This is a genomic window from Actibacterium naphthalenivorans (genome assembly GCF_014196965.1).
In the GTDB taxonomy this organism is placed as follows: domain Bacteria; phylum Pseudomonadota; class Alphaproteobacteria; order Rhodobacterales; family Rhodobacteraceae; genus Actibacterium_A; species Actibacterium_A naphthalenivorans.
The window spans coordinates 536,873-561,554 of sequence record NZ_JACIEQ010000002.1 but is presented as its reverse complement, the minus strand read 5'-3'; the positions used below and the strand labels follow the sequence as shown (position 1 = coordinate 561,554).

Below are 24,682 nucleotides of genomic sequence, written 5' to 3'. Positions count from 1 at the left end.
CCGGGCGGCTCACAGGGTCATGTGCCGGGCCCGCGCGCCGCGTTCGATGGCGGCGCCGTGCAGGCGGTCGATGTTCAGCTCGTAGCGGATCTCTTCGAGCAGGCGCAGCTCGCTTTCCTTCAGCTTGCCGTCGGCGGCGGCCACGTCGCAGGCCATCGCATAGGCGGTTTCCGCCAGTTTTTCCGGCAGCGCATCGCGCACCAGGCCGAACAGCGCGTCCAGCCCGTCGACCTCTTCGAGCAGGTCAAAGACGGTCTGCGCGACAACGGCGATGCGATCGTCATCATAGCCGGCGAAGACGGGCAGGTGATTCACGATGCGCTGAATCGTCATCAATTCTGACGTTCGGATCGTTTCATCCGAGGCGGAAACCGCGATCATGATGGCGACAAGGCTGTCCTGTGCGGTCAGCGGCAGGGCGTTTAGTGTCATTCGGGCGTCCTTTGGGGTATGTGTTGCGGCGCAGAATATTGACGCGCGCCCGGCGGCACAATAGGTAGCGGGGCCGGTCGGGCACGGGGCCCGTCCGTGAGGAAAGTATAGCACCATGTCCGATCTGCGCGCCGCCGCGATGTCTTGCAAAGCCTGGCCCTTTGAAGAAGCGCGCCGTCTGCTCAAACGGTACGAAAAGGCGCCGCCCGAAAAGGGTTATGTGCTGTTCGAAACCGGCTATGGCCCCAGCGGCCTGCCGCATATCGGCACGTTCGGCGAAGTGGCGCGCACCACGATGATCCGCCGCGCATTCGAGGTGATTTCCGACATTCCCACCCGGCTGATCTGTTTTTCCGACGATCTGGACGGAATGCGCAAGATCCCCGACAATGTGCCGCAGCAGGAGATGCTGAAAGAGCACGTGCAAAAGCCGCTGACCAGCGTGCCCGATCCGTTCGGCGAATACGAAAGCTTCGGCCATCACAACAACGCCATGCTGCGCCGGTTCCTGGACACGTTCGGGTTTGAATACGAGTTCTACTCGGCCACCGATTTCTACAAGTCCGGCCAGTTCGACAAGGTGCTGCTGCGCGCCGCCGAACTCTATGACGACGTAATGGCCGTGATGCTGAAATCCCTGCGCGAAGAGCGGCAGCAGACCTATTCGATCTTCCTGCCGATCAGCCCCAAGTCTGGCCGGGTTCTGTATGTTCCGGTGAAGCAGGTGGACGCCGCCGCCGGCACCATCACCTTTGACGACGAGGACGGCGAAGAGATGACCCTGCCTGTCACCGGCGGCAATGTGAAGCTGCAGTGGAAGCCCGATTTCGGCGCCCGCTGGGCCGCGCTGGATGTGGATTTCGAGATGTATGGCAAGGATCATTCCACCAACACCCCGATCTACGACCGGATCTGCGAGATCCTCGGCGGGCGCAAGCCCGAGCATTTCACCTATGAGCTGTTCCTCGACGAGAATGGCGAGAAGATCTCGAAATCCAAGGGAAACGGGCTGTCGATCGACGAATGGCTGACCTATGCCTCGTCGGAAAGCCTGAGCTATTTCATGTATCAAAAGCCGAAGACGGCCAAGCGCATGTATTTCGACGTGATCCCCAAGGCGATGGACGAATATCATCAGCAGCTGCGCGCCTATGCCGATCAGGATATGGCGGCGCGGGTGAACAACCCGGTGTTCCATATCCATGGCCGCAACGTGCCGGTATCGAACATGGTGGTCCCGTTTTCGATGCTGCTGAACCTGGCGTCGGTGTCGTCGGCGGAAGACAAGGAAACCCTGTGGGGCTTCATCCGCCGCTATGCGCCCGACGCGCGTGCCGAGACGCATGCCGATCTGGATGCGGCGGCGGGCTATGCGGTGCGCTACTTCAACGACTTCGTGAAGCCCGGCAAGGTCTATCGCGCACCGGACGCCAAAGAGCGCGCGGCGCTGGAGGATCTGTTGGCCCGGTTGAAGGGCTGGGACGGCGGGCCGGATGCCGAAGCCTTGCAGAGCCTTGTGTTCGCTGTCGGCAAGGACCACGGGTTCGAGCCGCTGCGCGACTGGTTCAAGGCGCTTTACGAGGTGCTTCTGGGCGCGTCGCAGGGGCCGCGGTTCGGCGGGTTCATCGCGCTTTACGGCGTGGCGGAAAGCATCGCGCTGATCGAAAAGGGGCTGTCGGGCGAGTTGCTGGCCTGAAGATCAGCCGGACGTGCCCCGCCAGAGCTTCCACCAGGCACGCCATCTGCTGACCATCGCCTCGGCCGGTTCCGCATAGAGCCGGCCGCCGAGCGCCAGGGCCTGGGCCTGAAGCTCATCGCGCCGGGCCTCGATCATCCGGTCGAACGCATCCCACATTTCCGGCGTGTCGGGCAGGGAGGGTGCCTGCCGGATATGGGTTTGCAGCACGGTCAGGTCATGGTGATCGCCCAGCATCTCGCTCAGTTCCTTGGCGGCCTCTGTCTGTACGTCCATCGGGGCCGGCCAGATCGGGCTGAGCGCGCGGGCGTGGTACCAGTGGTATTTCACGCGCTTGCGCCATTCATGAACCCGCGCGTCTGACGGCGCCTCTGCGAAGGCCTTCATCGCGGCGCGGCCGCGCGTCCATGTCTGGGAGAGGCCGTCGGCGAGGGCGCCGAAACCCTTCTGTTCGATCTTCCAGCCCGTGGCGCGGTTTCGGATCGTCACCAGCGTGGCGCGGAACCCGGCAAGGTCGCGCAGGGTTTCCGGCGCGGCGGTGGCGTTTTCGCGGCCGCCTTCCAGAAAGGCCAGCACGGGCGCGAAACGGGTTTCGGTGCCCGGATCGGGGGAATGGGCCATCAGCTTGTGAAAGGTCTCGATCATGCCTTCGCGGTCGCGCAGCCCCGACAGGAGCCGGGCGGCATCGCGGATGGCGGCGTTTTCGCGGGCATAGCCGGGGAAGGCCGGGCGTACCAGCCGGATCAGGCCGCGCAGCTTTTTCGCGTGTTTGCGCACCTCGTGCACTTTTGTGTGCAGGTCCATCTGCGGATCGTCGATCTCTGCCAGTGCGGCGTCAATCTCTTCCAGCGCGATCCGGCGCACCGCCTTTTCCACGGATTTGTCCTTGAGGCGGAACATATAAGCCATTTTCTTTCCTTCCCGACCAACGGGTTGGGCGACCCGCGCGTTCCCTATTCATATAAGCGATCCGCAGCCGGTTTGCAGGCATGAACGGCCGCAATCCGCGTTTTTCCGATCCGGGCTTAAGCGCGCGTTAAGCCTTTTGTGTTAGCCCTTTGATCCGGCCCGGACCTGTGTCTCCGGGTGATCTCCTCACAGAGTGGCTGAAAATTGAGCGGCGCTTCGGCCCCCGGCGTTTCGGGCTGTCCGATGGGCCGGGTGCGCGCATGCGCGATTGGAAAGGGGTTTCGATGAACAAGGCAATTACCGACGGGCTTCTGCTGATGCCACCGGAATTCGCGAACGGGCTGGACGTCTGGTCGAGCGAGGATGGCGTGCCGGGGTCGGCGATCTATGAGGGGGCTGCGAATGCGGCGCTTGTCTCGGCGGATCAGGATTTCGGCGGGTGTCTGGAACTGTCGAAAACCGCCGTGACCCAGAAACTGCGCTATATGGGGCAGACACCGATCCTGCCCGGCTGTTACCTGCGGGTCACCGCGCGGGTGAAGGCGATCAGTGGCAACCTGCCGGATGTGCGCATCGCGGCCTGGGCGGGGGATGGCGGCGGCGGCCATGTGAGCGGGCTGACCGAGACAGGCGCCGCCACCACGCTGACCGCCTATGGCCAGGTGGAAACCGTGAGCGCGATCATCGGCACCGGCGCGCGCAGCGGGGTCGATATGGCCTGGGGCACCACGCCCATCTACGCCCATATCGGCCTTGATCTGACCGGCCCGACCGGCGGGGTGGTGCGGATCGACGATCTGGTGGTCGAGGATATCACCAGCGCCTTTCTGCGCACCATGATGGACTGGGTCGACGTGACCGATTTCGGCGCCGCCGGCGATGGCGTCACCGACGACCGCGCCGCGTTCGAGGCGGCGGATGCCGCGGCGGCGGGCCGGTCGGTTCTGGTGCCGGCCGGAACCTATTATCTTGGCGATCACGTCACCTTTGAAAACAAGGTGCGGTTCGAAGGCACGGTGGCGATGCCGCTGGACGCGCGGCTGACGCTGACCCGGAACTTCGATCTGCCAAGCTATATCGACGCCTTTGGCGACGAGCTGGAGGGGTTCAAACGCGCACTGGCGGTGCTGTTCAACTATTCCGACCATGACAGCCTCGACATGAAGGGGCGGCGGCTGGACATTGATCAGCCGGTGGATGTGCAGGCGGCGGTGGCGAACAAGAATACCTATGCGATCCGGCGGGTGCTGCGGAACGGGCAGATCAACGCCGTTGCCTCGGGCAACTGGAACACGGATGTCCATACCTCGCAGGCGAGCTATTCGACGTCGAACCCGCTGCAGCTGACCGGGGTGGCGAATGTGGCCAACATCCCTGTCGGCTCGCTGGTCGAAGGGCTGGGCGTGGGGCGCGAGATCTATGTGCTGAGCAAGAACGCCGGCGCGGGCACTCTGACCCTGAGCAAGCCGCTGTTCGATGCGGCGGGCACCCAGACCTATACGTTCAGGCGGTTCAAGTATCTGCTGGATTTCAGCGGCTTCGCCAGCCTCGACCGGTTCGTGCTGTCCGACATGGAATTGCAGTGCAACGGCGAGGCCAGCGGCGTGATGCTGGCCCCGGCCGGGCTGATCTTTCACATGCGCGACTGTTTCGTCACCAAGCCCAAGGATCGCGGCATCACCTCGATCGGCACGGGGTGCCAGGGGATGCTGATCGACCGGTGCCAGTTCCTGTCGAACGAGCAGACGCTGCGCGCGCAGGACCGGACCAGCATCGCGCTGAACGTGAATGCCAATGACAGCAAGATCCGTGACAACCGGGTGGTGCGCTTTGCCCATTTCGGGGTCTGGTCGGGCAGCGGACATGTCATCACCGCCAACCACTGGTTTCAGGGCGATAACGAAACGGCGGGCATTCGTCAGGCGGGGATCGTGCTGACCTCGACCAATGTGAAAACGACGATCACGGCGAATTACATCGACAACAGTTCGATCGAATGGACGAACGAGCATGACGAGGCGCCCGACCATTCCAATGAATACTCCTTTGGCGGGCTGACCGTGACCGGCAATATCTTCACGGTCAACGACGTGGCGCCGTGGTTCCGCTGGATGGTGGTCAAGCCGGTGGGGCCGGGGCATTACATCCACGGGTTCAACATGTCGGGCAACGCGTTCAAGGCGGTCAACGGCGATGTGGACAGGGTGGATATGGTCGATACCACCTATGCCGATCTGGACCGGGGCAGGATGCGCAACGTGACGGTGGGCGGAAATGCCTTTACCGGGGTGACGCAGGTGATCGCCAACCCGGTGATGCTGCAGTTCGACGTGAACACCGACGTCGCCACCTGGAACTGCGATTTCGCGGGCTTCCTGCCGTTTGACGGCCGGGCCCGCAATGCGGTTTCGGTGGTGGCCGAGGGGGCCATTCAGGATGGCGGCGGCGCGGTGGTCGCGGCCATGCCCTATGCCAAGGTCGAGAAGGGGGCCAACAAGTCTGAAATTCAGCTTGTCTGGCCGTCGCCCTGCCACGGGCGGGTCAATGTCACGGCGCGGATGGACAACGCCACCTGACCTGCGCGTTCTGACGTGTCTTGTATGCCCCGCGGTCTCTGGCCGCGGGGTTTTCACATGCCCGGCAGGTCGGACGGCTGCAGTTGATAGGCCTTGCCGAAACCGACGTTGAGATGCGCGCCCTGAATGTCGAACCGGACGAAGTGGAAATCGGCGAACCCGATATAGAGCCGCGCCTTGGGATGGGTGGCCAGGTAGTGCGCCGCCAGGGCGGCGTGTTCGGGCGCGTCGCGCGGCACGAAGCGGGCCGTGGCCATCAGGCTCAGGCGCGGGTGGGTCAGCGGATCGCCCGTCGGACCGGGTTCGCCCAGCAACAGCGCGCAGGACGGATCGGCGCGCAGCGCCCTGGTGTGATGCGCAAGCTCTGACACGAAGCTGAGCGGCGCACCCTGCGGCGTCTGCCCGATGGCGATGCGCGAGACATAGGGGTGGCCGGTTTCGGGATCGCGCACCGCCAGGGCGCCAAAGCGGGCCTCGCGGATCAGCGCCCGGGCCAGCGCGCGCGCGTCTTCATCTGTCGGGCGTATCGGGTTTTCTTTTGGCATGTGTTTGCTCGGCTGAATTTCCGCTATCCTGCCCCCTGCGCCGCGGCCTGCACAGAGTCGGGCGCCGAATTGAGGAGGATGTCATGCGAATTTTGGCAGCATGTGCGGCATTTCTGCTTCTGGCCCTGCCGGGGCAGGCGGAGGAGCTGAAGGTGATGATCGGCAGGGATCTGCCGCAGGTGGTGGTGCAAACGCCCGACGGGCCGGTCACGATCATGCGCGAACAGGACAGCGCGAACGAGGTGACGGGAGAGTGGGCGCGCACTTCGCGCGACTGTCCGCCGTTCTGCATCCAGCCGATGACGCCCGCCGAAGGGGTCACGACGATCGGCGAGCTGGAGCTGCTGGAGATGCTGCAGGACCCCGAGGCGCTGGTGATCGACAGCCGCACCCGTGATTGGTATCTGCGCGGCACAATCCCCGGCGGGCGGCCCATCCCCTATACCGAGATACTGGACCGGCTGGGTGATCTGGGCTGCGAGGCCGATTTCGATGGCTGGGATTGCAGCGCGGCCAAACGCGTGGCGCTGTTCTGCAACGGGCTGTGGTGCGGGCAATCGCCGACCGCGATCCGCAGCATGGTGGGCGCGGGCTATCCGCCGGAGCGGATCTTTTACTACCGTGGCGGGATGCAAAGCTGGCGGATGCTGGGGCTGACGGTGATGACGCCCGGCGGCTGACCGGCTAGAACGCCAGCCAGGTGCCCAGTTTGATGGCCAGCGGATCGTGCCCCACGGCGCCGGCGCTGAGCCCGAGTTCCACGAACGCCCGGCTGTTCATCCGGTGAACGTAAGACGGCACCACCCGCAGATAGGGCGTGGCATCGGGGTAATCGCCGGCCTGCAGTTGCACGATCAGCAGCGCATCCCGGGCGGTGCGCAGCCCGAACGTCGTATCGGCTTTCAGAACCGGGGTCGTGCTGCTTTCGCGCAGTTCCGCCAGCGTATCGACCGAGACCCAGCCCTGGCCCCAGCGCGTTGCCACGCCGCGCCCCCAGGACAGGCCGGGGCGAAAGGTGAGCGCGCCCTCCGACGTGCCAAGCCCCAGTTCGGCCGCCAGACGGTTCGGCCCCTCGGCCCGGTCGAGCCGGTGGCGCAGGAACAGCACGCCCTGCCGGTCCGCCTCTTCGTTCTGGCCGGCGTCGAGGCCGAGGGTCAGCGCCGGCCGCAGCCCGTATTCCAGCAGGACCGAGGCATAATCGCCATCCCCGTCAATCGCGGCGGTCTGCGAGAAAGACAGGAACACCTCCCCCTCGTCGCGCAGCCATGCCCCGGCGGGGATGTCCGTTGCCCACATGAGCAGGGCCAGAAGGGGCAGTATTGCGCGCATGACGATCTCCCGCGTACCAGTCTGGGGCGCGGTTGGTTAACGTAGGGTTAATCCGCCTTTCCGGGCGCTAACCGGGCATGCTGCGTCATTAAGGGGTGCGAATCTGGCCGGACCCTGACATTCTGCGCTGCAGCATCGAAGGACATGCCATGACAGGCCGGATTATCACGATCGCGCAACAAAAGGGCGGAAGCGGAAAAACCACGCTGGCGGCCAATCTGGCCGTGGCCTTCACCCGCCAGGGTCTGCGCGTCGCGCTTCTGGACACCGATCCGCAGGGCAGCCTCGGCCGCTGGTTCATGGCCCGCGCCGAACGGCTGGGTGATCCCGGCATGGCGCTGTCCACCGCCTCGGCCTGGGGGGTGGGGTATGAGACCGGCAAGCTGGCGGGAGACCACGACATCGTGCTGGTGGACACGCCGCCCAAGGCCGACAGTGATCTGCGCCCGGCGCTGCGCGGCGCGCAACTGGTGCTGGTGCCGGTGGCCATGTCGCAGGTCGATCTGTGGGCGACCGAAGGGGTGCTGGATCTGGCCCGCCGGGAAGGGCGCCCGACGATGCTGATCCTCAACCGCACCCGCGCCGGCACCAAGCTGAACGCCGAAGTCGCGGGCAAGGCCGCCGAGCTGGACGCGGGCCTGGCCGAGGCGGTTCTGGGCAACCGCGTGACCTTCGCCGAAACCCTGGGCCTTGGCCTGGGCGTGCTGGAGGCCGGGCGCAAAAGCAGCGCCGCGGCCGAGGTCGAAGCGCTGGCGCAAGAGGTGCTCGCCGCGGTCTGAGCCGGTTTCGGCAACCTGACCTGCGTCAAGGTGGCGCGCCCGTTGTCGTGCCAGTCTGGCCGGAGCACAACAGGAGGCTGCACCCGATGTACCACCATATTATCGTTCCCATCGCGCTGGATCACGGCCCGAACACCGCAACCGCACTACAGATCGCCCGCGCGCTGTTGGCCGATGACGGGAAAATCACCGCGCTTCACGTGATCGAAGCGGTTCCGTCCTACGTGGCGCAATACCTGCCCGAGGGACAGGAAGAGAAAACGCGCGACGCGGTTCAGACCGCTCTGGTCGCCGAACTGGGGGGTGTGATCGATGTGAAGCCCGCCGTCGTGACCGGCCATGCGGGCCGGACCATCGTGGAATATGCGCAGGAACATGGCGTCGACTGCATCGTCATCGCCTCTCACCGGCCGGGGCTTCAGGACTATTTCCTCGGCTCCACCGCTGCCCGCGTGGTGCGCCATGCGACCTGCGCGGTACATGTGGTACGCTAGCCCATCGCGGGTTCAAGGGAGGATCGGATGCCGACGATTTCAAAAGGCGCGGCGCTGCAGACGGTGATCACCACCTTCGAGGTGACGCCCGGCACATGCCAGGACATTCTCGACGAGCTGGTGGACGCCTATGAGGCGGTCATCTCGAAACAGCCGGGGTTCATCGGCGCGGGCCTGCATGTGAACGACGCGCAGACGCGCATCGCCAATTATTCGCAATGGGAAAAGCGCGAGGATTTTCAGGCCATGCTGCGCACCGAGGAGATGCGGGTGCGCAACCGGCGGATCAACGCGCTGTGCAAGGGGTTCGAGCCGGTGATGTATGACGTGGCCGGGGTGTTCGGCTAGGGGCGCCGTCAGCGGGTGCTGTAGAACTTTCGCCGCGCCTCTTCCTGAATGGCGCGCTTTTGTTGCAGATCGGCAAAGGCCGCCATTGCACGTTTGCGTTCGGCGGGGTCGGTTGTGGCGGCCAGCTTTTGTGCCTGGGCCTTCAGGGCCTTGCGCAGTTCCACCTCCTGCGGCAGGGCGCCGGCCTCTGCCATGATGCGAAACCCGGCCGCTTCGGCGAAATCGCCATGGCCGGGCGGGGGCAGGGGTTTGCCCGCGCCCTCGAGGTTGTCGAACTGGCCTTCGGCCTGGGCCTTGCGAATCTGGTGTTCAGAGAGCTTTGACCATTTCATGGCAAAAACCATAGCACGGCGCGCGCGGCGGCGGAATTGGCGCGATGGTGCTCACGCCCGCGTTTCGGTTTCCCCGAAACGACCTACCGCCCCCGCCGCTTGACGCCGCCTCTCTGCCCGGGCCTTCCCGCCGTTGACCGCCCGCGCGCATTTACGGCGGCGTCGCTGGCCGCCTCCACCGCCGATTGCCGCGCCAGCGGGTCGTCGGAGATCGCGAGATCCACCGCCTCCAGCCGTTTGACCTCGTCGCGGAGCCTTGCGGCCTCTTCGAATTCCAGGTTCTCGGCGGCCTTGCGCATCGCCGCCCGAAGCCCGTCCAGATGCGCCTCGAGGTTGGCGCCGTGCAGGGGCTTGTCGACCGTGGCGGTGACGCGGTTCATATCCACATCGCCCTTGTAGAGGCCGGCCAGAATATCCTCGACGTTCTTCTTGACGGTCGCGGGGGTGATGCCATGCTCCAGGTTATAGGCCATCTGCTTTTCGCGGCGCCGGTCGGTTTCGCTGATGGCGCGCTCCATCGAGCCGGTGATGCGGTCGGCATAGAGGATGACCCGCCCCTCGGCGTTACGCGCCGCGCGCCCTATGGTCTGGATCAGCGAGGTTTCCGAGCGCAGGAAGCCCTCCTTGTCGGCGTCCAGAATGGCGACGAGGCCGCATTCGGGGATATCCAGCCCCTCGCGCAGCAGGTTGATGCCGATCAGCACGTCGAAGGCGCCCAGCCGCAGGTCGCGCAGGATCTCGATCCGTTCGATCGTGTCGATGTCGGAATGCATGTAGCGGACCTTGATGCCCTGTTCGTGCAGGTATTCGGTCAGGTCTTCGGCCATGCGTTTGGTCAGCGTGGTGACCAGCGTGCGGAAGCCATCGGCGGTGACCTTGCGGATCTCGTCCAGCAGGTCGTCCACCTGCATCTCGACGGGGCGGATCTCGACCTGCGGATCCAGCAGCCCGGTGGGGCGGATCACCTGTTCGGTGAAGACGCCGCCGGTCTGCTCGATTTCCCACTTGGCGGGGGTCGCCGATACGAACACCGATTGCGGGCGCATCGCGTCCCATTCCTCGAACTTCAGGGGGCGGTTATCCATGCAGCTGGGCAGCCGGAAGCCGTGTTCGGCCAGCGTCATCTTGCGGCGGAAGTCGCCCTTGTACATGCCGCCGATCTGCGGCACCGAGACGTGGGATTCATCGGCGAAGACAATGGCATGATCGGGGATGAATTCGAAAAGGGTAGGGGGCGGCTCGCCCGGGGCGCGGCCGGTCAGATAGCGCGAATAGTTCTCGATCCCGTTGCACACGCCGGTCGCCTCGAGCATCTCCAGATCGAAATTGGTGCGCTGTTCCAGCCGCTGCGCCTCCAGCAGCTTGCCCTCGTTCACGAGCTGGTCAAGCCGGGTGCGCAGTTCTTTCCGGATGCCGATGATCGCCTGTTTCATCGTCGGTTTCGGGGTCACGTAATGCGAGTTCGCATAGATGCGGATGCGGTCGAATGTATCCGTTTTCGAACCTGTCAGCGGGTCAAACTCCGTTATCGCCTCCAGTTCCTCGCCAAAAAACGACAATTTCCAGGCGCGGTCTTCAAGGTGGGCGGGCCAGATTTCAAGGCTGTCGCCGCGCACGCGGAAACTGCCGCGCTGAAAGGCTGCGTCGTTGCGGCGATAGGCCTGGGCGATGAGATCGGCCATCACCTTGCGCTGGTCATATTCCTGCCCCACGATCAGATCCTGCGTCATCGCGCCGTAGGTCTCGACCGACCCGATGCCGTAGATACACGAGACAGACGCCACGATGATCACGTCATCACGCTCCAGCAGGGCGCGGGTGGCCGAATGGCGCATCCGGTCGATCTGCTCGTTGATCTGGGATTCTTTCTCGATATAGGTGTCAGACCGCGCGACATAGGCCTCGGGCTGGTAATAATCATAGTAGCTGACGAAATATTCCACGGCATTGTCGGGGAAAAAGCCCTTGAACTCGCCGTAGAGCTGGGCCGCCAGCGTCTTGTTCGGGGCCAGGATGATGGCGGGGCGCTGGGTTTCCTCGATCACCTTGGCCATGGTGAAGGTCTTGCCGGTGCCGGTGGCGCCCAGCAGCACCTGATCCCGCTCGCCATTGTTCACGCCGGCCGAAAGCTCGGCGATCGCCGTGGGCTGATCACCGGCGGCGGTGAAATCGGTCTTCATCACAAAGCGCTTGCCGCCTTCCAGCTTGGGGCGGGACTTCACATCCGGCGCGGGCGCGTGCAGCACCGGGGCGGATTTGTCGGAATGGGCATAGGGCATGGGCGAATCCTCTGGCGGCTCTTCACATTTGATCCGTTTTTGTTCCGGTTCAAGGGCGCGTGCGGTGGTTTCGCCTCTTGCGCGGGCTTCCGGGATTTCCGATAAAAGCACCACAGCATGAGGGAGAGCGCCATGCAGGCCCGTATCTATCAGCCCGCGAGAACCGCGATGCAGTCCGGCACTGCCAGGACCCGCCACTGGGTGCTGGAGTTCGCCCCGGCCAGCCCGCGTTCGGTGGACCCGCTGATGGGCTGGACCAGCTCGTCCGACACGCAGGCGCAGGTGCGGCTGCGGTTCGACAGCAAGGAGGCCGCGCTGGACTATGCGCAGGAGCATGGCATCGACGCGATCGTGCTGGAGCCGAAAAAGCGCAAGCCCAACATCCGCCCCCGCGGCTATGGCGAGAATTTCGCGACCGAGCGGCGCACGGTCTGGACGCACTGAAGACTTGCCTTTACCGGGGCTCTCGCGCAAAACGCGTGGCATGCGGTCCCGTAGCTCAACTGGATAGAGCACCTGACTTCTAATCAGGATGTTGAGGGTTCGAGTCCTTCCGGGATCGCCAGCACCTGAACGACCTTGGGGTCCACAGAGCTTGGCAATCAGCTTTGCCGTGCCATGGCCGTCGCGCGGCTATATCGCAGGTGACGGGCGCGGCCGGGCTTGACCTGTGCGCAAGAAGATGGGATTTTTTGCCAAAGGGGCGGCGTTGCGTTCCTTGAATTATATCATAGCCAGCATTTTGCCAGCCAAACAGCTTTTGAACCGCTTCAGATAAGCCTCTGGGCTTGTCGCTATTTGTCAGATCACAGGGCGGAACCCTGTATATTGCGGCCACAGCCCCTTTCGGGCCGGTGCTGGGCCGACGGGACGGTGACGGAATGTATGCGTTTCGGGCAGAGCCAGCCATGCGGTTTCGGAATGAAACAGCCCTGTCGGCGACTCGAGTCCTCCCGCCACCGTGCCAGCGATCTGATCGGAACCAGACACACGCTCCCATCATAGCTCCGGCGCCCGGCCGGTATTCCCGCGCGCGGGGCGAGGCCCTCCTGATTGCAATCCGGCCGCGTTTCCGGCCCTCGGATGAACAAAGAGTTTGACGTGAAAACCATTTCGGTCATTTCCCCCTGCTTCAACGAAGAAGACAACGTCGCGGCCTGTCATGCCGCGGTGAGAGAGATTTTCGAACGCGAGCTTCCGGGCTACCATCGGCAGCACATCTTTGTGGACAATGCGTCTTCGGACAGAACCGTAGAGATATTGCGCGAGATCGCCGCCAGCGATCCCGATGTCAGCGTTATCGTGAATTCGCGGAACTACGGCGTCTTTCGCTCCACTTTCAACGGGCTGCGCCATGCCACGGGCGATGCGATCCTAGTGATGCTGCCGGTCGATCTGCAGGACCCGCCGGAGCTTTTGCCGGAATTCGTCCAGCTTTGGGAAAGCGGGTATGATATCGTGGCCGGCGCGCGCTCCGACCGCGAGGAATCGCTTGTTCTGCGGGGGTGTCGCTGGGCGTTCTACCGCATCGTCAACAGCCTGTCCGATTTCGAGATTTCACCGGATGTCGGAGAGTTTCAGCTGATCGACCGCAAGGTGCTGGAGGCGGTGCTGAAGCATGAGGATCATTACCCCTATATCCGCGGCATCATCGCGTCGGTCGGGTTCAAGAAAATCATCCGCCCTTATACCTGGAAGGCCCGCAAGCGGGGCATTTCCAAGCATAATGTGTTCATGCTGGTCGATCAGGCGCTGAACGGCATCTTCGCCTTCACCCGCGCGCCGCTGCGGATGTGCACCTTCGCCGGCATCGCGATTTCGATCTTGTGCGTGCTGTTCGCGCTGTTTTCCGTGATCGCCTATTTCCTGTCCGATACCGCCGCACCACGCGGGACGACGACCATCATCGTGGCGCTGTTCTTTCTGTCGGGCATTCAGCTTTTCTTCATCGGGATGCTGGGGGAATACGTGACCTCGATCCACAGCCAGGTCCGCCGCGGGCCTTTGGTGATCGAGAAAGAGACGATCAACGTCGCGGGCGCCGAGGCGGGGCGCGCGCCTCGCTCCGTCGGGGCAAAGGCATGAACGCCGGGCGCGAGCAGGCCGGGGTCGCCGACCGCCGGCTTCTGCCTACAGCCCTGTTCGGAGTTGCCGCGCTTGCTGCCTTTGGCGCCGCCGTCGCCGGCGGCGGCACGCCGGACAAGGGCACCTGGTTCGCGCTGTGCGTCTTGCTGGGCTGCACGCTGGGTTTCGCGTTTGCACGGCTTGATGCGCCGCGGGCAGGGGCCCTTACGGCGCTGCTGTTCGCGGGCGGCGCGGCGCAGCTTCTGGTGACCGATCCGGGGTGGTATCAGTTCATTCACCTTTCCCCCGACGGTATCGCCGAGGCATGCCTGTTCGCGCTGATCGCCGCGCAGGGTGTGCTGTCGCTGCTGGCGGTGGTGATGGTGGCCGGACGCGATCGGCTGCAAAAGGTGATAGGCGCATTCGGCCTGTTCAGACTCGTGTCACTGTTCGTGCTCAGCGGGCTCTTTACCGTATCCATCATGGGGTTCATGTGGCGCGGCGATTATCTGGGCTATCTGCTTCATCTCGTTGCGGGTGGTATTTTCGCGGGGATCGGCCTGCTGAACGTGTTGGCGATCGTCACGTCCCCCGATCTGCCGCAGCTCGCCCCCGGCCCGCGCATGGCGGAGCGTCTTTCACACGCCGTTCCGGTGGTGGCACCCCTCGTGCTGTTCATGGCGGCGGTGGCGCTGTCCTGGCTGGCTTTCGAAGGCATCCCGATCGTCGAGGATGAAACCGCCTATCTGTTTCAGGCGCACACCTTCGCGGGCGGGGCGGTGATGGCGCCGCCACTGCCCGCAGGCACCGCGCCCGCCTTCGAATACTACCTTTTGCAGCCGGACGGCCGCGGCTGGTACGCGGTGACGGCGCCGGGCTGGCCGGCCGTGCTTGCGATCGGGGTGCTGCTTGGCGCCCCGACGTTGATCAACCCGTTGCTTGGCGGGCTGTCGGTCTGGCTTGGCCACGGGTTCTGGAAACGTGTCGGCGGGCGCGGGCAGGCCGATCTTGCCGCGCTGCTGATGGCCGCGTCGCCCTGGCTGCTCGGGATGTCGGCGTCTCTCATGACCCATCCGCTGTGCCTGGCGCTGACGCTCGGCGCCTGGCTGCTGCTCGCCATCGCGCGCGACCGGGCCGATAGCGGGGCAACGGGCGTGACGGCCCTGGCCTTTGCGGCGGGGCTTTTCATGGGATGGCTGTTTCTGACGCGTGCCCTTGAAGGCGTGCTGCTGGGGGGGCTGAGCGGGATCTGGCTGTTGTGGCGCTTCGGGCAGCGGCGGCGCTACGGGCCGGTTTTCGGCTATGCCCTGGGCTGTATCGCGACCGGGGCGCTGTTGTTCCCCTATAACATGGTTTTCACCGGGCACCCGCTCGCGACGCCGCAAACCGTTTATCTGGCCGCGCTCTGGGGCGCGGGGGCGAATGCGTTCGGTTTTGGCAAGGATATCGGGCCGCCGGGCGGCTGGGGCACGCTGGACCTGTGGCATGGCCATTCCTTTGCCGAGGGTCTGATCAACCTGACCAACGGCCTCGGCTCTCTGAATTTCGAGCTGTTCGGCTGGACCTGCGGATCGCTGATTCTGATCTGGTGCTATCTGCTCTGGGCGCGGCCGCAGCGGCCCGACCGTCTTATGCTGATTGTCGCGGCCAGCGTTGTCGGCCTGCATTTTTTCTACTGGTTCACGGCGACCTTCTATATCGGCCCGCGCTATTGGTTCGGTGCGTTTTTCGCCTTCGTCATCCTGTCGGTGGCGGGCGCCTCGGGGGTCATCGACCGGCTGCAGGGCGCGGGCTTCGCCGTCGCGCGGCACCGGATCGTGACGGCGATCGTGATTTGTTGCCTGTTCGGCGGCATCGTCACCACCAGCTGGCGCGGGGGAGAGCGTTACAGCACCCGGGCGGGGCTCGGGCGGCTTATCGCGGCCTATCAGATGCCCGAGGCGCCGGAGATCGGGCCGGAGGGGGCCATCGTCTTCCTGCCCTGCCAAGAGCTTGCGGAAGCGGCCATGTACCGGAATGACCCCTATCTGCGGCCGGGGCGCACGATCTATGCGCTCGACCGTGGCGCCGCCGGGAACGAGGCGTTGCTGGGCGCGTTTCCCGATCGCACGCCGGTGGTCGCCACGACCCTGCGCCGGGAATGCAGCGAATAGCGGCGGCGTCAGGCGGGACGCGGGCGCATGACGAAAGAGACCAGAACGAATGTCAGAACCGCCGCCAGCGGTGTCAGCAGCGCCTGTGCCGTCAGCGGTGAAAGGCCGGCGCGGATCACGCCATGCAGGACATAGGCGTTCAACAGGTAAACGGCGATGTAACATGCGGCATAGGCCGGAAGCCGGGAAAACCCGCCGACGCGAAAGACAAACCGCGCGGTGGTGAAGTAATTCCACAAAACCCCCACGAAGAAGGAAAGGAACAGCGCCGGTTGCGGCGGCGTTCCGATCAGGATCAGCGCGGCGTAAAGCCCGTAGCCGAACAGCGTGTTGATCAGCCCCACCAGCACGAAGCGGGCGAAACGCCGGATCGTCTGATGGCGCGCGGCGCTGGCGATCCGTTTCATGGCGTATCCTGCCGCCACCGGGCGATCGTATCGGCGATGCCGGTTTCAAGGTCGAAGGCGGGCTTGAACCCCAGCGCGCCCAGCCGCGCGACATCGCCGACCAGAACCGCCGGATCATCCGCCGCGCGGGGCAACGCCCCCAAAACGGGCAGATCGGGGCGGCCCATCTGCCGGGCCGCTGTCCGCACGAGGTCGCGCACGGCGATGGCTTTGCCGCTGGCGATGTTCACTGCGCCCTCGATGCCCGCGCCCGCGACCAGCGTCAGGGCGCGGGCCACATCGGCGGCATGCAGATAGTCGCGTTGCTGCAGGCCATCGGTGCAGCGCACGGGCACCCCCTGTGCCAGCCCCTCCAGCAGATCGCTGATCAGCCGCCCCTTCGGTTCGCCCGGACCATAGCAAAAGAAAATCCGCGCCTCGGCCACCGAAATCCCCAGCGCCGCCTGCGCAGCCCGGAGCAGCCCGCCGGTCGCGGCCTTCGCCGCGCCGTACAGGCTGGCCGGGTTCAGCGGGGTCGTCGCCTCGGACAGGACCGGCGCGCGCCAGTCATATTCGGCGCAGCTTCCGGCGAAGATCAGCCGCTCTCCGCCGCCCGCCGCGAAGGCGCGCGTCAGCGAAAGGGTGGCTGTCGCCCAATCCAGATTGGATAGTGATGTCCAGCGATCGCGCGGCCCGTCATGCCACGCCAGATGCAGCATATGGCTGGCCGCCGCACCCCGCACCGCCGCCCCGGCCGCCGTGATATCCAGCAGGTCGCATTGCAGGCTGCGCGTGATATGGGGCTGCGGCCGGGCCTGCCGCCCGATGGCCACCACCTCCCACCCGGCATCGGCGAGGGCACGGGTGCAATGCCGGCCGATAAAACCGTTCGCGCCGGTCACGAGGATGCGTTGCGCCATACCGGGCCGCCCTTCAGCCGATTACGGTGATCTTGGGAACCGCGGTGACGAACCGCACACCCTTCTGCCGCAGATCATCCAGCTGCGCGACGATCTCCTCCCGGATGTTCCACGGCAATATCAGGATATCATCCGGCGGGGTCCGGGACAGCGCCTCGACCGGGCGCACCGGGATACGGCTGCCGGGCAGAAGCGTGTTCTGCTTGGCCGGATTCCGGTCCACCACATAGTCGATCAACTCGGGGCCGACCCCGCAATAGTTCAGCAGCGTGTTGCCCTTGGCCGCCGCGCCATAGGCCGCCACGCGCCGGCCTTCGGTCTTTGCCGCCCTCAGATAGGCCAGCAGCCCGTCGCGCACCGCCTGAACACGTGCCTCGAACCCTTCATAGCCTTCGGGCCGGTCCAGCCGCGCCGCGTGTTCCGCCTGACGCACCGCCGCGACGGCCGGCTGTTCCGCCCGGCCCGAAGCCGCGCGGCAGGCATAAACCCGAAGCGAGCCGCCATGGGTCGGCAGGGCTTCCACATCGAACACCCGCAGGCCCGCATCGGCGAAAATGCCTTCGACCGCGACGAGGGAAAGATAGGAATAATGTTCGTGATAGATCGTGTCGAACTGCACATCCCGGATCAGATTGGCCAGATGCGGGAATTCGACCGTGTAAACCGCATCCTCCGACAAAAGCGTGGCCACGCCGGCGACGAAATCGTTGATGTCGGGCACATGCGCCAGCACATTGGCCGAACAGATCAGATCGGGCCGGATGCCCTCGGCGACCAGCGCATCCGCCAGCGCCTTGCCGAAGAAATCGACACGGGTGGGGATGCCCCTGGCCTCGGCCACGGCGGCCACGTTCGCCGCCGGTTCGACGCCAAGCACGGGGATTCCCTGCGCCGCGAAATATTGCAGCAGATAACCGTCATTCGACGCGATCTCGAGCACCAGAGAGGAAGGCCCGAGACCGAACCGCCCGGTGGCGGCTTCGGCGTAATCGCGACAATGCGCCAGCCAGCTATCCGAAAAGGACGAGAAATAGGCATAGTCCTGATTGAAGATCTCCGCCGCCGGAACGACGTCATCGACCTGCACCAGAAGGCATTCATCGCAGACCCGCGCATGCAGCGGGTACATCGGGTCGGGCACGCCCGCCCGTTCCGGCGGGACGTAGGAATTGGCCAGCGGCGACAGGCCGAGGTCGACAAGGCTGCGCGTCAGCGGGGCGCCGCAATGCCGGCATTTCGGGGGCGGGAGTGCCGTCATGTCATATACCTTTTTGCGTGAAGGCCCGAATCTGCTGGCGTGTCACGTCGGCGGCCTGCGCGCCCGCGGCCCAACGGGCGTACCAATCCGCCGTCATGGAAAGCGTTTGCGAAAAGTCGAGAGTGGGCGTCCAGCCCAGTTGCCGCTGTGCCTTGCTGGCGTCCAGGCGAAGAATTCTGGCCTCATGCGGGGCGTTGGGGTTTTCGACAACCTCCAGCCGGCCCCGCCCCAGCGTTTCGACCAGGCCCCGGGCAAGCGCGATCACGGGCCGTTCGTTTTCCGCGCCGGGGCCGAAATTCCAGCCGCTGTCAAAGCCTTCCTCGCCGGAGTGCAGCTTTTCGGCCAGTGCCATATACCCGGCCAGCGGTTCCAGAACATGCTGCCACGGGCGGATCGAGCGGGGCGCGCGGATGACGGCGCGCTGTTCAGGCCCCAGACAGCCGCGGATGATGTCGGGCACCAGCCGGTCTTCGGACCAGTCGCCGCCGCCGATCACGTTTCCGGCCCGCACCGTGGCGATCCGGGCAGGGTGGCCTTCGGGCGCATGGGGTTGGAAAAAGCTCTGACGCATCGCGGCGGCGGCTATTTCCGCGCACCCCTTGGAGGCGGAATAGGGGTCGCGCCCGCCGAACCTGTCCGCTTCGGTGTAGGGCTCGGCGCGCTCGAGGTTTTCATAGCATTTGTCGGAGGTGGCGATAACGACCGCCCGCACCGACGGCGCCCGGGCGACGGCCTGCAGCAAGGACACCACGCCCAGTACATTGGCGGCAAAGGTTTCGACCGGAAGGTGATAGGACCGGCGCACAAGCGATTGCGCCGCGAAGTGAAACACGATTTCCGGCCTGTCACGGGCCAGTGCCGCGTCCAGCGCGGCCTCGTCGTTGATGTCGGCGATGGTCTGGGCGATGCGGTCGTCCAGCGCCAGCAAGGACCACAGATTGGGCAGGCCTTCGGGGGCAAGGGCAAAGCCGCTGATGTGCGCCTTCAGCATGTCGAGCCAGGCCGCAAGCCAAGCCCCCTTGAACCCGGTATGTCCGGTGATCAAAACGCGGCGATCCTGCCAGAAGTCAGGTGTCATTGCCAAAGCTTCCAGGGGGCCTGGCCGCTGTCCCACAGCTCGTTCAGGTAATTCGCGTCGCGCAGCGTGTCCATCGGCTGCCAGAACCCGGAATGGCGGTGGGCCTGCAACTGATCCGTCTCGGCAAGGGTGCGCAGCGGCTCATGCTCCCACACGGTCTGATCCGAGGGCAGAAGCTCGGCCACCGTGGGCGACAGAACAAAGAAGCCGCCGTTGATCAGCCCGCCTTCGCCCACGGGTTTTTCCGAAAAGGTCGTGACCGTCTCGCCGGCAAGTTCAAGCTGGCCGAACCGGCGCGGCGGCGGCACGGCGGTCACGGTGGCGGCTTTGCCATGGGCGCGGTGAAAGGCGACAAGTTCGGTGATGTTCACATCGGCGACACCGTCGCCATAGGTCAGGCAGAAGGCGTCTTCGCCCTGCAGCAGATGCATCACCCGCCGCAGACGGCCGCCGGTCATGCTGTCCTCGCCGGTGTCGACCAGCGTCACCCGCCAGGGTTCCGCGTGGTTCTGAATGATCTCGGTGCGGCCATTGGCCAGGTCGAAGACGGCATCGCTGACGTGAAGATGATAGTTCGCGAAATATTCCTTGATCACATATCCCTTGTAGCCAAGGCATATGATGAAATCGGTGACGCCCCAATGGCCGTAGATCTTCATGATATGCCAAAGGATCGGTCGGCCTCCGATCTGAACCATCGGCTTGGGAATGCGCGTGGTTTCTTCGCTCAGGCGGGTTCCGTAGCCGCCTGCCAGAATTACACATTTCACGATTTCACCCTCAAAAACAGTCGTGGGAAAAGCAGTGGTCCTATGTCTGAAAACTTAACGCCATTCCTTGTTGAAAAAAAGACAATTGGGGGGCGAAACAGGTGAAACCGGTGCGATCAATCCGCAATGACCGCAAGATCGGCGGGGGCCGTGGTGTCAGGATGCGTCTTCGCCGGTTCCACCGGCGCCGAAACCCCGCACCATCGCGCAGGCGGCATCGAAGGCATGGCCGAAGCCGGGCGGCTGGGCGCGCGGGGTGATCCTGCGGCCCGTGGCATTTGCCGCGACCGGCTGGCCGGCGGCTTCGGCCGCCAGGGTGGCCGCGCCGACGGCGGTCAGCTCGGGGGCGTCCGAAACGATCAGCTCCCGCCCCAGCGTGTCGGCCAGAAACTGGCAGAAATAGCGATTGGCGGTCATCCCGCCGTCGATCGGGATCGGGGCGCCGACCGGCTGATGGCGCGCGATCGCCGCGACGACCTGAGCGGTGCGAAAGGCCACGCCCTCCAGCACGGCCTGCATCATGTCGCGCGGTCCGGTGTCCAGCGACAGCCCCATCCAGGCGCCCCGCGCGCGGCGATCCCAGTGCGGGCAGGCCAGACCGGCCAGCGCCGGCACAAACACAAGGCCGCGGCCGATGGCGGGCGGGGTGGTGAAATCGTCGATCTCGGCGAAATCGGCGAACAGCCCGAGGCCGCGCGCCCAGTTCACCGCCGCAGACGCGGCATAGACGCCGCCATCCAGCGCATAGACAGGCGCCGCCCCGGCCTTTTGCCAGGCGACGGTGGGCAACGGCCCGTCCTCTGGCCGGTGCAGGGCAGGGCCGGACACGCTGAGGGCGAAGGCGCCCGTGCCGAAGGTGATCTTGGTATCCCCGGCGTCGCGGCAGCCGTGACCATGAAGCGACGCCTGTTGATCCACGATGCTGGCGGTCAGCGGCACCGCGCGCGCGCCGCAGGCGAGCGCCCCCAGCGCGCCGGTTGTCGGGCCGATCGCGGGCAGCGCCTCGGGCGGCACGCCGAACAGCGCGCAAAGCTCGGTGTCCCAGGTGCAGGTGGCCAGATTCATCAGCGCCGTGCGCGAGGCGGTGGCGACGTCGGTTTCGAACCGGCCTGTCAGGCGGTCGCGAAAGAAGGCATCGGTGGTGCCCAGCCGCAGCCGGCCCTGCGCGGCCAGCGTTGCGGCCTGGGGGATCTCGCGCATGATCCAGCCCAGTTTCGAGGCCGAGAAATAGGCGTCGAGCGGCAGGCCCGCACGGTCGCGCACAAGCGGTTCGGCTCCGGCGCGGCGCAGATCTTCGATGTGATCCCTTGTCCGGTCGTCCTGCCAGACGATCACCGGCCCCAGGGCCCGGCCGGTGTGACTGTCCCAGGCCAGGCAGCTTTCGCCCTGATTGGCCAGGCCGACGGCGGCCAGATCGGCGATCCCGTCGGCGGCGTCCAGACAGGCGCGCAGGTTGGCGATCAACTCTTCGGGGTCATGCTCAACCCATCCGGGGCGCGGATAGGATTGCCGGTGCGGCAGGCCTAGCAGCGGGGTGATCCGGCCCGCCGCATCAACCAGCAACGCGCGCGTGCTCGTGGTGCCCTGATCAATGGCCAGTGCCTTCATGCCGGGCCGTCCTCGAATGAGAGTTCCGCCACCCCCTCGGCCCCCGCCGGAAGTGCGTTGAGGGGCAGGGTGATGCGTCGTTCCGGCAGGGCCGACAGCGCCCGCGACAGAACCACCTCGCCGTTCACCCGAAGGATCAGCCGTCCGCGCGCCGGGCGGGTGACACGAAGCTGGAAGTGCCGCAGCGCGGCAGGGGCCGGACAGGCAGAAAGGGTTTGCGGCAAGATGTATTTCAGAACATCACCTTGTAATTCAATCTTCATGTTCTGAGCGAAGTCTGGAACTTCGTCGCCAAGGCTTTCCGCAATCGCCCGCCCGATGATCCGGCCTTCATTCCAGCTCCAGCCGGCCGTCTCCACGGGGCGCAGCAGGTTGCCGGCCGCGAAATAGGCCGGGTCGGAGCAGCGGCCGAACTGATCCACCACGGGCCCGCCGGTGGCCGGGTCCATCGTCAGGTGGCTGTCGCGCACAAGCGCCGCCTCCGGCCGGAAGCCGCCGGTCACGATCACACCGTCACAGGCGAGGCGTCGCCGCGCGCCATCCGCCGTCTGCAGGCTGACGCCGGTCACCCGGTCGCGGCCTTCGATGGCGGTGATTGATGTGTTGCGCAGCAGCGGCACGCCCTGCAGGCGCGGCAGAAGGCCGGCGGGCCTGCGTGCCGTCACGCGCGGCCCGGGCTCGATCATCGCGGCGGGGCGGATGCCCAGATGGCGGCAAGTCAGCAGCGCCGAGAAGGAAACAAGCTCCGTTCCCAGAACCACCGGATTGCGGAACGGGCGCAGCGCCTGCAGATGCACCATCCCCTGAAGCGCCCCGGTAGAGAGCACGCCGCCCGGCTTGGTGCCGCCGATCAGACGCGCGGCGCGCGTGCTTTCGCGCACCCCGGTGCACAGCAGCACCCGGCGGGCGGTGATCTGCCGCAGCCCGCCCGCGCTTGCCACGCTCAGCCCTGACCCCGGATGCAGGGCAGTGACGGTCACGCCGGTTTTGACGAGGGCCCCCGCCGCCTGCGCCCGCGCCAGCAGCCGTGCGGCATAGGCCGGGCCGCGCAGCAGCCGGTGAAATTCGCGCATCCCGAACGGGGAATGCCCGCAGTGGCGCGGGATGCCTCCGGCCTGCGCCTCGCGCTCCAGCACCAGAACCGAGCCGACGCCGCGCGCCTTCAACTCGGCTGCGGCGGCAAGGCCCGCCGGGCCGGCGCCAACGATCACCACATCGGCGAAACCCGGAAGATCACCGGTCATCTTCTGCCTCCGCCATCGGCTGGGTCAGCCGCCCTTTGGTCAGGGCGGCCAGCGCGGCAGAGCAATAAAACCCCTGGCACCGCCCCATCGTGACCCGCGTGCGGCGTTTCAACCCGGCAAGGCTTTGCGCCGCCAGCGGGCCGGACAGGGCCGCCTCGATCTCGCGCCGGGTGACCCGCTCGCAATGGCAGACGATGCCGCCGTTTCCCGGGCATTGCCAGTCGCGCCGGGCATATTCGCTGATGCCCGTCACCTGTGGCCAGACCGGGGCCCCCAGCGGCGTGCGCTGGTGCCCGAACTCGGCACAGAGCCGGTGAACATGCCGCGCCGTGCCGAGGGCGGAGCTGAGCCCGGTCGACCGGATCGCGCCGACGGTGACATAGTTCAGCCCGGCATGGGCGCGGATCTGATAGTCCTTGAATTCCGACGCCGGGCGCAATCCGGCATAGATCGCCGTCACATCCTGCCCGGCCAGCGCCGGCAGTATCTCTTCGCCGCGCGCGCGCAGGGCGGCGAGCGTTTCGGGCACCAGCGCGGCGGTTTCCCGGTCGTCCTGATCCTCGGCCGTGGGGCCGACGATCAGGTTGCCGAACGCGGTGCGGCAGACAACGATCCCCTTGGTGATCTTGCTGGGCACCGGCAGCAGGATATGCGTGGCCAGCGCGGCCGCCGGTTTGTCATAGACGATGAACTGCCCCTTGCGCGGGCGGATGGTGAAATCGCTGTGGCCGATCAGCCGCGCGTCGATCCGGTCACCATAAAGCCCGGCGGCATTGATCACGATCCCGGCGGAAAGCGGGCCGCGGGTGGTTTCAAGCCGCCACATCGCCCCGTCGAAACCGCCCCCCGTCACCTCGCACCCGCGTAGCAGCGTGGCGCCGTTGGCAAGCGCCTGCAGCAGATAGGCATGGGGGGCGGACCACGGGTCGATCAGATATTCCCGGGGCACGCGGAAACCGGCCCGCACACCGGCCCCCAGCCCGGGTTCGAGAGCGCGGGTTTCGGCAGCACTCAGCGGGGCGATATCGGCCACGCCATTGTCCCGCGCCTGTTGGATCAGGGCCGGCAGCAGGGCTTCCTCCTCTTCGGTCCAGGCGACGACGAGTGCGCCGGCGCGGATCAGGGGCAGGCCGAGTTTGTCATGGATTTCAAGGTATTCGGCGTAGCCCTCGGCAATACAGGCGGTCTCGAGCGCGCCGGGCGGCGCGTCGAACCCGGTGTGCAGGATCGCGCTGTTGCCCTTGGATGCCCCATCCAGAATGTCGGGCGCCTTTTCGATCACGGCCACCCGCGCGCCCTCGAGGGTGAAACGCCGCGCGATGGCGCAGCCGATCACACCCGCGCCGATGACCGCGACGTCGAATGATCCTTGCAAGGCGGAAGGGGCGGCTGGCATCGCGCGACGGATCCTGTTGTGGTCGGGCATGGCGTACGCAAACTGCTGTTTTTCTGACAGCACGTGACCGTTCAGTCAATAAATTC

At 65.7% G+C, this 24,682-nt stretch carries 23 protein-coding genes and 1 tRNA gene; 10 read left to right on the top strand and 14 right to left on the bottom strand.

The genetic code is table 11. The features are described 5' to 3' along the window. Nucleotides 1-9 precede the first annotated feature (9 nt). Nucleotides 10-432, bottom strand: a complete 423-nt coding sequence (locus GGR17_RS11075; RefSeq protein ID WP_054539031.1) for a tellurite resistance TerB family protein — start codon at nt 430-432, stop codon at nt 10-12. Between the two features lie 115 nt (nt 433-547). Between GGR17_RS11075 and GGR17_RS11070 the strand changes: the two genes are divergently transcribed. Then, the gene (locus GGR17_RS11070) at nt 548-2,128 is read left to right on the top strand and encodes a lysine--tRNA ligase (protein ID WP_054539030.1); all 1,581 of its coding nucleotides are present in this window, start codon (nt 548-550) and stop codon (nt 2,126-2,128) included. Nucleotides 2,129-2,131: 3 nt separating this feature from the next. On the opposite strand, the gene GGR17_RS11065 is transcribed toward GGR17_RS11070, so the two are convergent. After that, nucleotides 2,132-3,037: a CHAD domain-containing protein gene (locus GGR17_RS11065; protein ID WP_054539029.1), complete on the bottom strand. Its 906-nt coding sequence runs from the start codon at nt 3,035-3,037 to the stop codon at nt 2,132-2,134. 260 nt (nt 3,038-3,297) lie between these two features. Between GGR17_RS11065 and GGR17_RS11060 the strand changes: the two genes are divergently transcribed. Continuing rightward, nucleotides 3,298-5,613: a glycosyl hydrolase family 28-related protein gene (locus GGR17_RS11060; RefSeq protein WP_328705647.1), complete on the top strand. Its 2,316-nt coding sequence runs from the start codon at nt 3,298-3,300 to the stop codon at nt 5,611-5,613. A 53-nt stretch (nt 5,614-5,666) separates the two neighbouring features. On the opposite strand, the gene GGR17_RS11055 is transcribed toward GGR17_RS11060, so the two are convergent. Beyond that, nucleotides 5,667-6,158, bottom strand: a complete 492-nt coding sequence (locus tag GGR17_RS11055; RefSeq protein WP_054539028.1) for a HugZ family pyridoxamine 5'-phosphate oxidase — start codon at nt 6,156-6,158, stop codon at nt 5,667-5,669. Nucleotides 6,159-6,241: 83 nt separating this feature from the next. Between GGR17_RS11055 and GGR17_RS11050 the strand changes: the two genes are divergently transcribed. After that, entirely contained in the window at nt 6,242-6,838 is a 597-nt protein-coding gene (locus GGR17_RS11050) for a rhodanese-like domain-containing protein (RefSeq protein WP_054539027.1), read from the top strand. 4 nt (nt 6,839-6,842) lie between these two features. On the opposite strand, the gene GGR17_RS11045 is transcribed toward GGR17_RS11050, so the two are convergent. Further along, nucleotides 6,843-7,487, bottom strand: a complete 645-nt coding sequence (locus GGR17_RS11045) for a hypothetical protein (RefSeq protein WP_054539026.1) — start codon at nt 7,485-7,487, stop codon at nt 6,843-6,845. Nucleotides 7,488-7,636: 149 nt separating this feature from the next. Between GGR17_RS11045 and parA the strand changes: the two genes are divergently transcribed. The 3 genes from parA to GGR17_RS11030 all read left to right on the top strand — a co-directional run bounded on the left by parA (nt 7,637) and on the right by GGR17_RS11030 (nt 9,108). Beyond that, nucleotides 7,637-8,266, top strand: coding sequence for a ParA family partition ATPase (gene parA, locus GGR17_RS11040; RefSeq protein ID WP_037208181.1), 630 nt, complete (start codon nt 7,637-7,639; stop codon nt 8,264-8,266). An 86-nt stretch (nt 8,267-8,352) separates the two neighbouring features. Further along, a complete protein-coding gene (locus GGR17_RS11035) occupies nt 8,353-8,760 on the top strand; it encodes a universal stress protein (protein WP_054539025.1) in 408 nt (135 codons plus the stop codon). A gap of 27 nt (nt 8,761-8,787) precedes the next feature. Next, entirely contained in the window at nt 8,788-9,108 is a 321-nt protein-coding gene (locus tag GGR17_RS11030; RefSeq protein WP_037208175.1) for an antibiotic biosynthesis monooxygenase family protein, read from the top strand. 8 nt (nt 9,109-9,116) lie between these two features. Here GGR17_RS11030 and GGR17_RS11025 read toward each other — a convergent pair whose 3' ends face one another. Both GGR17_RS11025 and uvrB read right to left on the bottom strand, forming a co-directional pair. After that, the gene (locus GGR17_RS11025; protein WP_054540395.1) at nt 9,117-9,440 is read right to left on the bottom strand and encodes a DnaJ family domain-containing protein; all 324 of its coding nucleotides are present in this window, start codon (nt 9,438-9,440) and stop codon (nt 9,117-9,119) included. Between the two features lie 83 nt (nt 9,441-9,523). Then, a complete protein-coding gene (gene uvrB / locus GGR17_RS11020) occupies nt 9,524-11,719 on the bottom strand; it encodes an excinuclease ABC subunit UvrB (protein ID WP_054539024.1) in 2,196 nt (731 codons plus the stop codon). 132 nt (nt 11,720-11,851) lie between these two features. Here uvrB and GGR17_RS11015 point away from each other — a divergent pair, with 132 nt between their 5' ends. The 4 genes from GGR17_RS11015 to GGR17_RS11000 all read left to right on the top strand — a co-directional run bounded on the left by GGR17_RS11015 (nt 11,852) and on the right by GGR17_RS11000 (nt 15,936). Further along, nucleotides 11,852-12,163 carry an ETC complex I subunit gene (locus GGR17_RS11015; RefSeq protein ID WP_054539023.1) on the top strand — a complete coding sequence of 104 codons (312 nt, stop codon included), beginning with the start codon at nt 11,852-11,854 and terminating at the stop codon, nt 12,161-12,163. A gap of 44 nt (nt 12,164-12,207) precedes the next feature. After that, nucleotides 12,208-12,284 (top strand) — tRNA-Arg (locus GGR17_RS11010). A gap of 536 nt (nt 12,285-12,820) precedes the next feature. Next, nucleotides 12,821-13,804 carry a glycosyltransferase family 2 protein gene (locus GGR17_RS11005; RefSeq protein ID WP_054540394.1) on the top strand — a complete coding sequence of 328 codons (984 nt, stop codon included), beginning with the start codon at nt 12,821-12,823 and terminating at the stop codon, nt 13,802-13,804. Then, nucleotides 13,801-15,936, top strand: a complete 2,136-nt coding sequence (locus tag GGR17_RS11000; protein ID WP_054539022.1) for a hypothetical protein — start codon at nt 13,801-13,803, stop codon at nt 15,934-15,936. The genes GGR17_RS11005 and GGR17_RS11000 overlap by 4 nt, the downstream gene beginning before the upstream one ends. A gap of 8 nt (nt 15,937-15,944) precedes the next feature. On the opposite strand, the gene GGR17_RS10995 is transcribed toward GGR17_RS11000, so the two are convergent. The 8 genes from GGR17_RS10995 to GGR17_RS10960 all read right to left on the bottom strand — a co-directional run bounded on the left by GGR17_RS10995 (nt 15,945) and on the right by GGR17_RS10960 (nt 24,596). Then, nucleotides 15,945-16,343, bottom strand: coding sequence for a GtrA family protein (locus GGR17_RS10995; RefSeq protein WP_052071387.1), 399 nt, complete (start codon nt 16,341-16,343; stop codon nt 15,945-15,947). Next, nucleotides 16,340-17,242 (bottom strand): NAD-dependent epimerase/dehydratase family protein, encoded by a 903-nt coding sequence (locus tag GGR17_RS10990; protein WP_054539021.1) that lies wholly within the window; start codon nt 17,240-17,242, stop codon nt 16,340-16,342. Before GGR17_RS10990 ends, GGR17_RS10995 begins: the two co-directional genes overlap by 4 nt. Nucleotides 17,243-17,255: 13 nt before the next feature. Continuing rightward, a complete protein-coding gene (locus tag GGR17_RS10985; RefSeq protein WP_054539020.1) occupies nt 17,256-18,500 on the bottom strand; it encodes a class I SAM-dependent methyltransferase in 1,245 nt (414 codons plus the stop codon). 1 nt (nt 18,501) lies between these two features. After that, a complete protein-coding gene (gene rfbG, locus GGR17_RS10980; RefSeq protein WP_054539019.1) occupies nt 18,502-19,578 on the bottom strand; it encodes a CDP-glucose 4,6-dehydratase in 1,077 nt (358 codons plus the stop codon). Beyond that, on the bottom strand, nt 19,575-20,348 hold the full coding sequence (gene rfbF / locus GGR17_RS10975; protein WP_037208156.1) for a glucose-1-phosphate cytidylyltransferase: 774 nt from the start codon (nt 20,346-20,348) through the stop codon (nt 19,575-19,577). The genes rfbG and rfbF overlap by 4 nt, the downstream gene beginning before the upstream one ends. A 156-nt stretch (nt 20,349-20,504) precedes the next feature. Then, a complete protein-coding gene (locus tag GGR17_RS10970; RefSeq protein WP_054539018.1) occupies nt 20,505-21,956 on the bottom strand; it encodes an FGGY family carbohydrate kinase in 1,452 nt (483 codons plus the stop codon). Further along, the gene (locus GGR17_RS10965; protein WP_054539017.1) at nt 21,953-23,200 is read right to left on the bottom strand and encodes an NAD(P)/FAD-dependent oxidoreductase; all 1,248 of its coding nucleotides are present in this window, start codon (nt 23,198-23,200) and stop codon (nt 21,953-21,955) included. Before GGR17_RS10965 ends, GGR17_RS10970 begins: the two co-directional genes overlap by 4 nt. Continuing rightward, nucleotides 23,190-24,596 carry an NAD(P)/FAD-dependent oxidoreductase gene (locus GGR17_RS10960; RefSeq protein WP_054539016.1) on the bottom strand — a complete coding sequence of 469 codons (1,407 nt, stop codon included), beginning with the start codon at nt 24,594-24,596 and terminating at the stop codon, nt 23,190-23,192. Before GGR17_RS10960 ends, GGR17_RS10965 begins: the two co-directional genes overlap by 11 nt. Nucleotides 24,597-24,682: the final 86 nt, after the last annotated feature.

What these genes read in the sequence shown, in the direction of transcription:
- GGR17_RS11075 (WP_054539031.1), bottom strand. Translation starts at nt 432, where the DNA reads ATGACACTAAACGCCCTGCCGCTGACCGCACAGGACAGCCTTGTCGCC.
- GGR17_RS11070 (WP_054539030.1), top strand. Translation starts at nt 548, where the DNA reads ATGTCCGATCTGCGCGCCGCCGCGATGTCTTGCAAAGCCTGGCCCTTT.
- GGR17_RS11065 (WP_054539029.1), bottom strand. Translation starts at nt 3,037, where the DNA reads ATGGCTTATATGTTCCGCCTCAAGGACAAATCCGTGGAAAAGGCGGTG.
- GGR17_RS11060 (WP_328705647.1), top strand. Translation starts at nt 3,298, where the DNA reads ATGCGCGATTGGAAAGGGGTTTCGATGAACAAGGCAATTACCGACGGG.
- GGR17_RS11055 (WP_054539028.1), bottom strand. Translation starts at nt 6,158, where the DNA reads ATGCCAAAAGAAAACCCGATACGCCCGACAGATGAAGACGCGCGCGCG.
- GGR17_RS11050 (WP_054539027.1), top strand. Translation starts at nt 6,242, where the DNA reads ATGCGAATTTTGGCAGCATGTGCGGCATTTCTGCTTCTGGCCCTGCCG.
- GGR17_RS11045 (WP_054539026.1), bottom strand. Translation starts at nt 7,487, where the DNA reads ATGCGCGCAATACTGCCCCTTCTGGCCCTGCTCATGTGGGCAACGGAC.
- parA (WP_037208181.1), top strand. Translation starts at nt 7,637, where the DNA reads ATGACAGGCCGGATTATCACGATCGCGCAACAAAAGGGCGGAAGCGGA.
- GGR17_RS11035 (WP_054539025.1), top strand. Translation starts at nt 8,353, where the DNA reads ATGTACCACCATATTATCGTTCCCATCGCGCTGGATCACGGCCCGAAC.
- GGR17_RS11030 (WP_037208175.1), top strand. Translation starts at nt 8,788, where the DNA reads ATGCCGACGATTTCAAAAGGCGCGGCGCTGCAGACGGTGATCACCACC.
- GGR17_RS11025 (WP_054540395.1), bottom strand. Translation starts at nt 9,440, where the DNA reads ATGAAATGGTCAAAGCTCTCTGAACACCAGATTCGCAAGGCCCAGGCC.
- uvrB (WP_054539024.1), bottom strand. Translation starts at nt 11,719, where the DNA reads ATGCCCTATGCCCATTCCGACAAATCCGCCCCGGTGCTGCACGCGCCC.
- GGR17_RS11015 (WP_054539023.1), top strand. Translation starts at nt 11,852, where the DNA reads ATGCAGGCCCGTATCTATCAGCCCGCGAGAACCGCGATGCAGTCCGGC.
- GGR17_RS11000 (WP_054539022.1), top strand. Translation starts at nt 13,801, where the DNA reads ATGAACGCCGGGCGCGAGCAGGCCGGGGTCGCCGACCGCCGGCTTCTG.
- GGR17_RS10995 (WP_052071387.1), bottom strand. Translation starts at nt 16,343, where the DNA reads ATGAAACGGATCGCCAGCGCCGCGCGCCATCAGACGATCCGGCGTTTC.
- GGR17_RS10990 (WP_054539021.1), bottom strand. Translation starts at nt 17,242, where the DNA reads ATGGCGCAACGCATCCTCGTGACCGGCGCGAACGGTTTTATCGGCCGG.
- GGR17_RS10985 (WP_054539020.1), bottom strand. Translation starts at nt 18,500, where the DNA reads ATGACGGCACTCCCGCCCCCGAAATGCCGGCATTGCGGCGCCCCGCTG.
- rfbG (WP_054539019.1), bottom strand. Translation starts at nt 19,578, where the DNA reads ATGACACCTGACTTCTGGCAGGATCGCCGCGTTTTGATCACCGGACAT.
- GGR17_RS10970 (WP_054539018.1), bottom strand. Translation starts at nt 21,956, where the DNA reads ATGAAGGCACTGGCCATTGATCAGGGCACCACGAGCACGCGCGCGTTG.
- GGR17_RS10965 (WP_054539017.1), bottom strand. Translation starts at nt 23,200, where the DNA reads ATGACCGGTGATCTTCCGGGTTTCGCCGATGTGGTGATCGTTGGCGCC.
- GGR17_RS10960 (WP_054539016.1), bottom strand. Translation starts at nt 24,596, where the DNA reads ATGCCAGCCGCCCCTTCCGCCTTGCAAGGATCATTCGACGTCGCGGTC.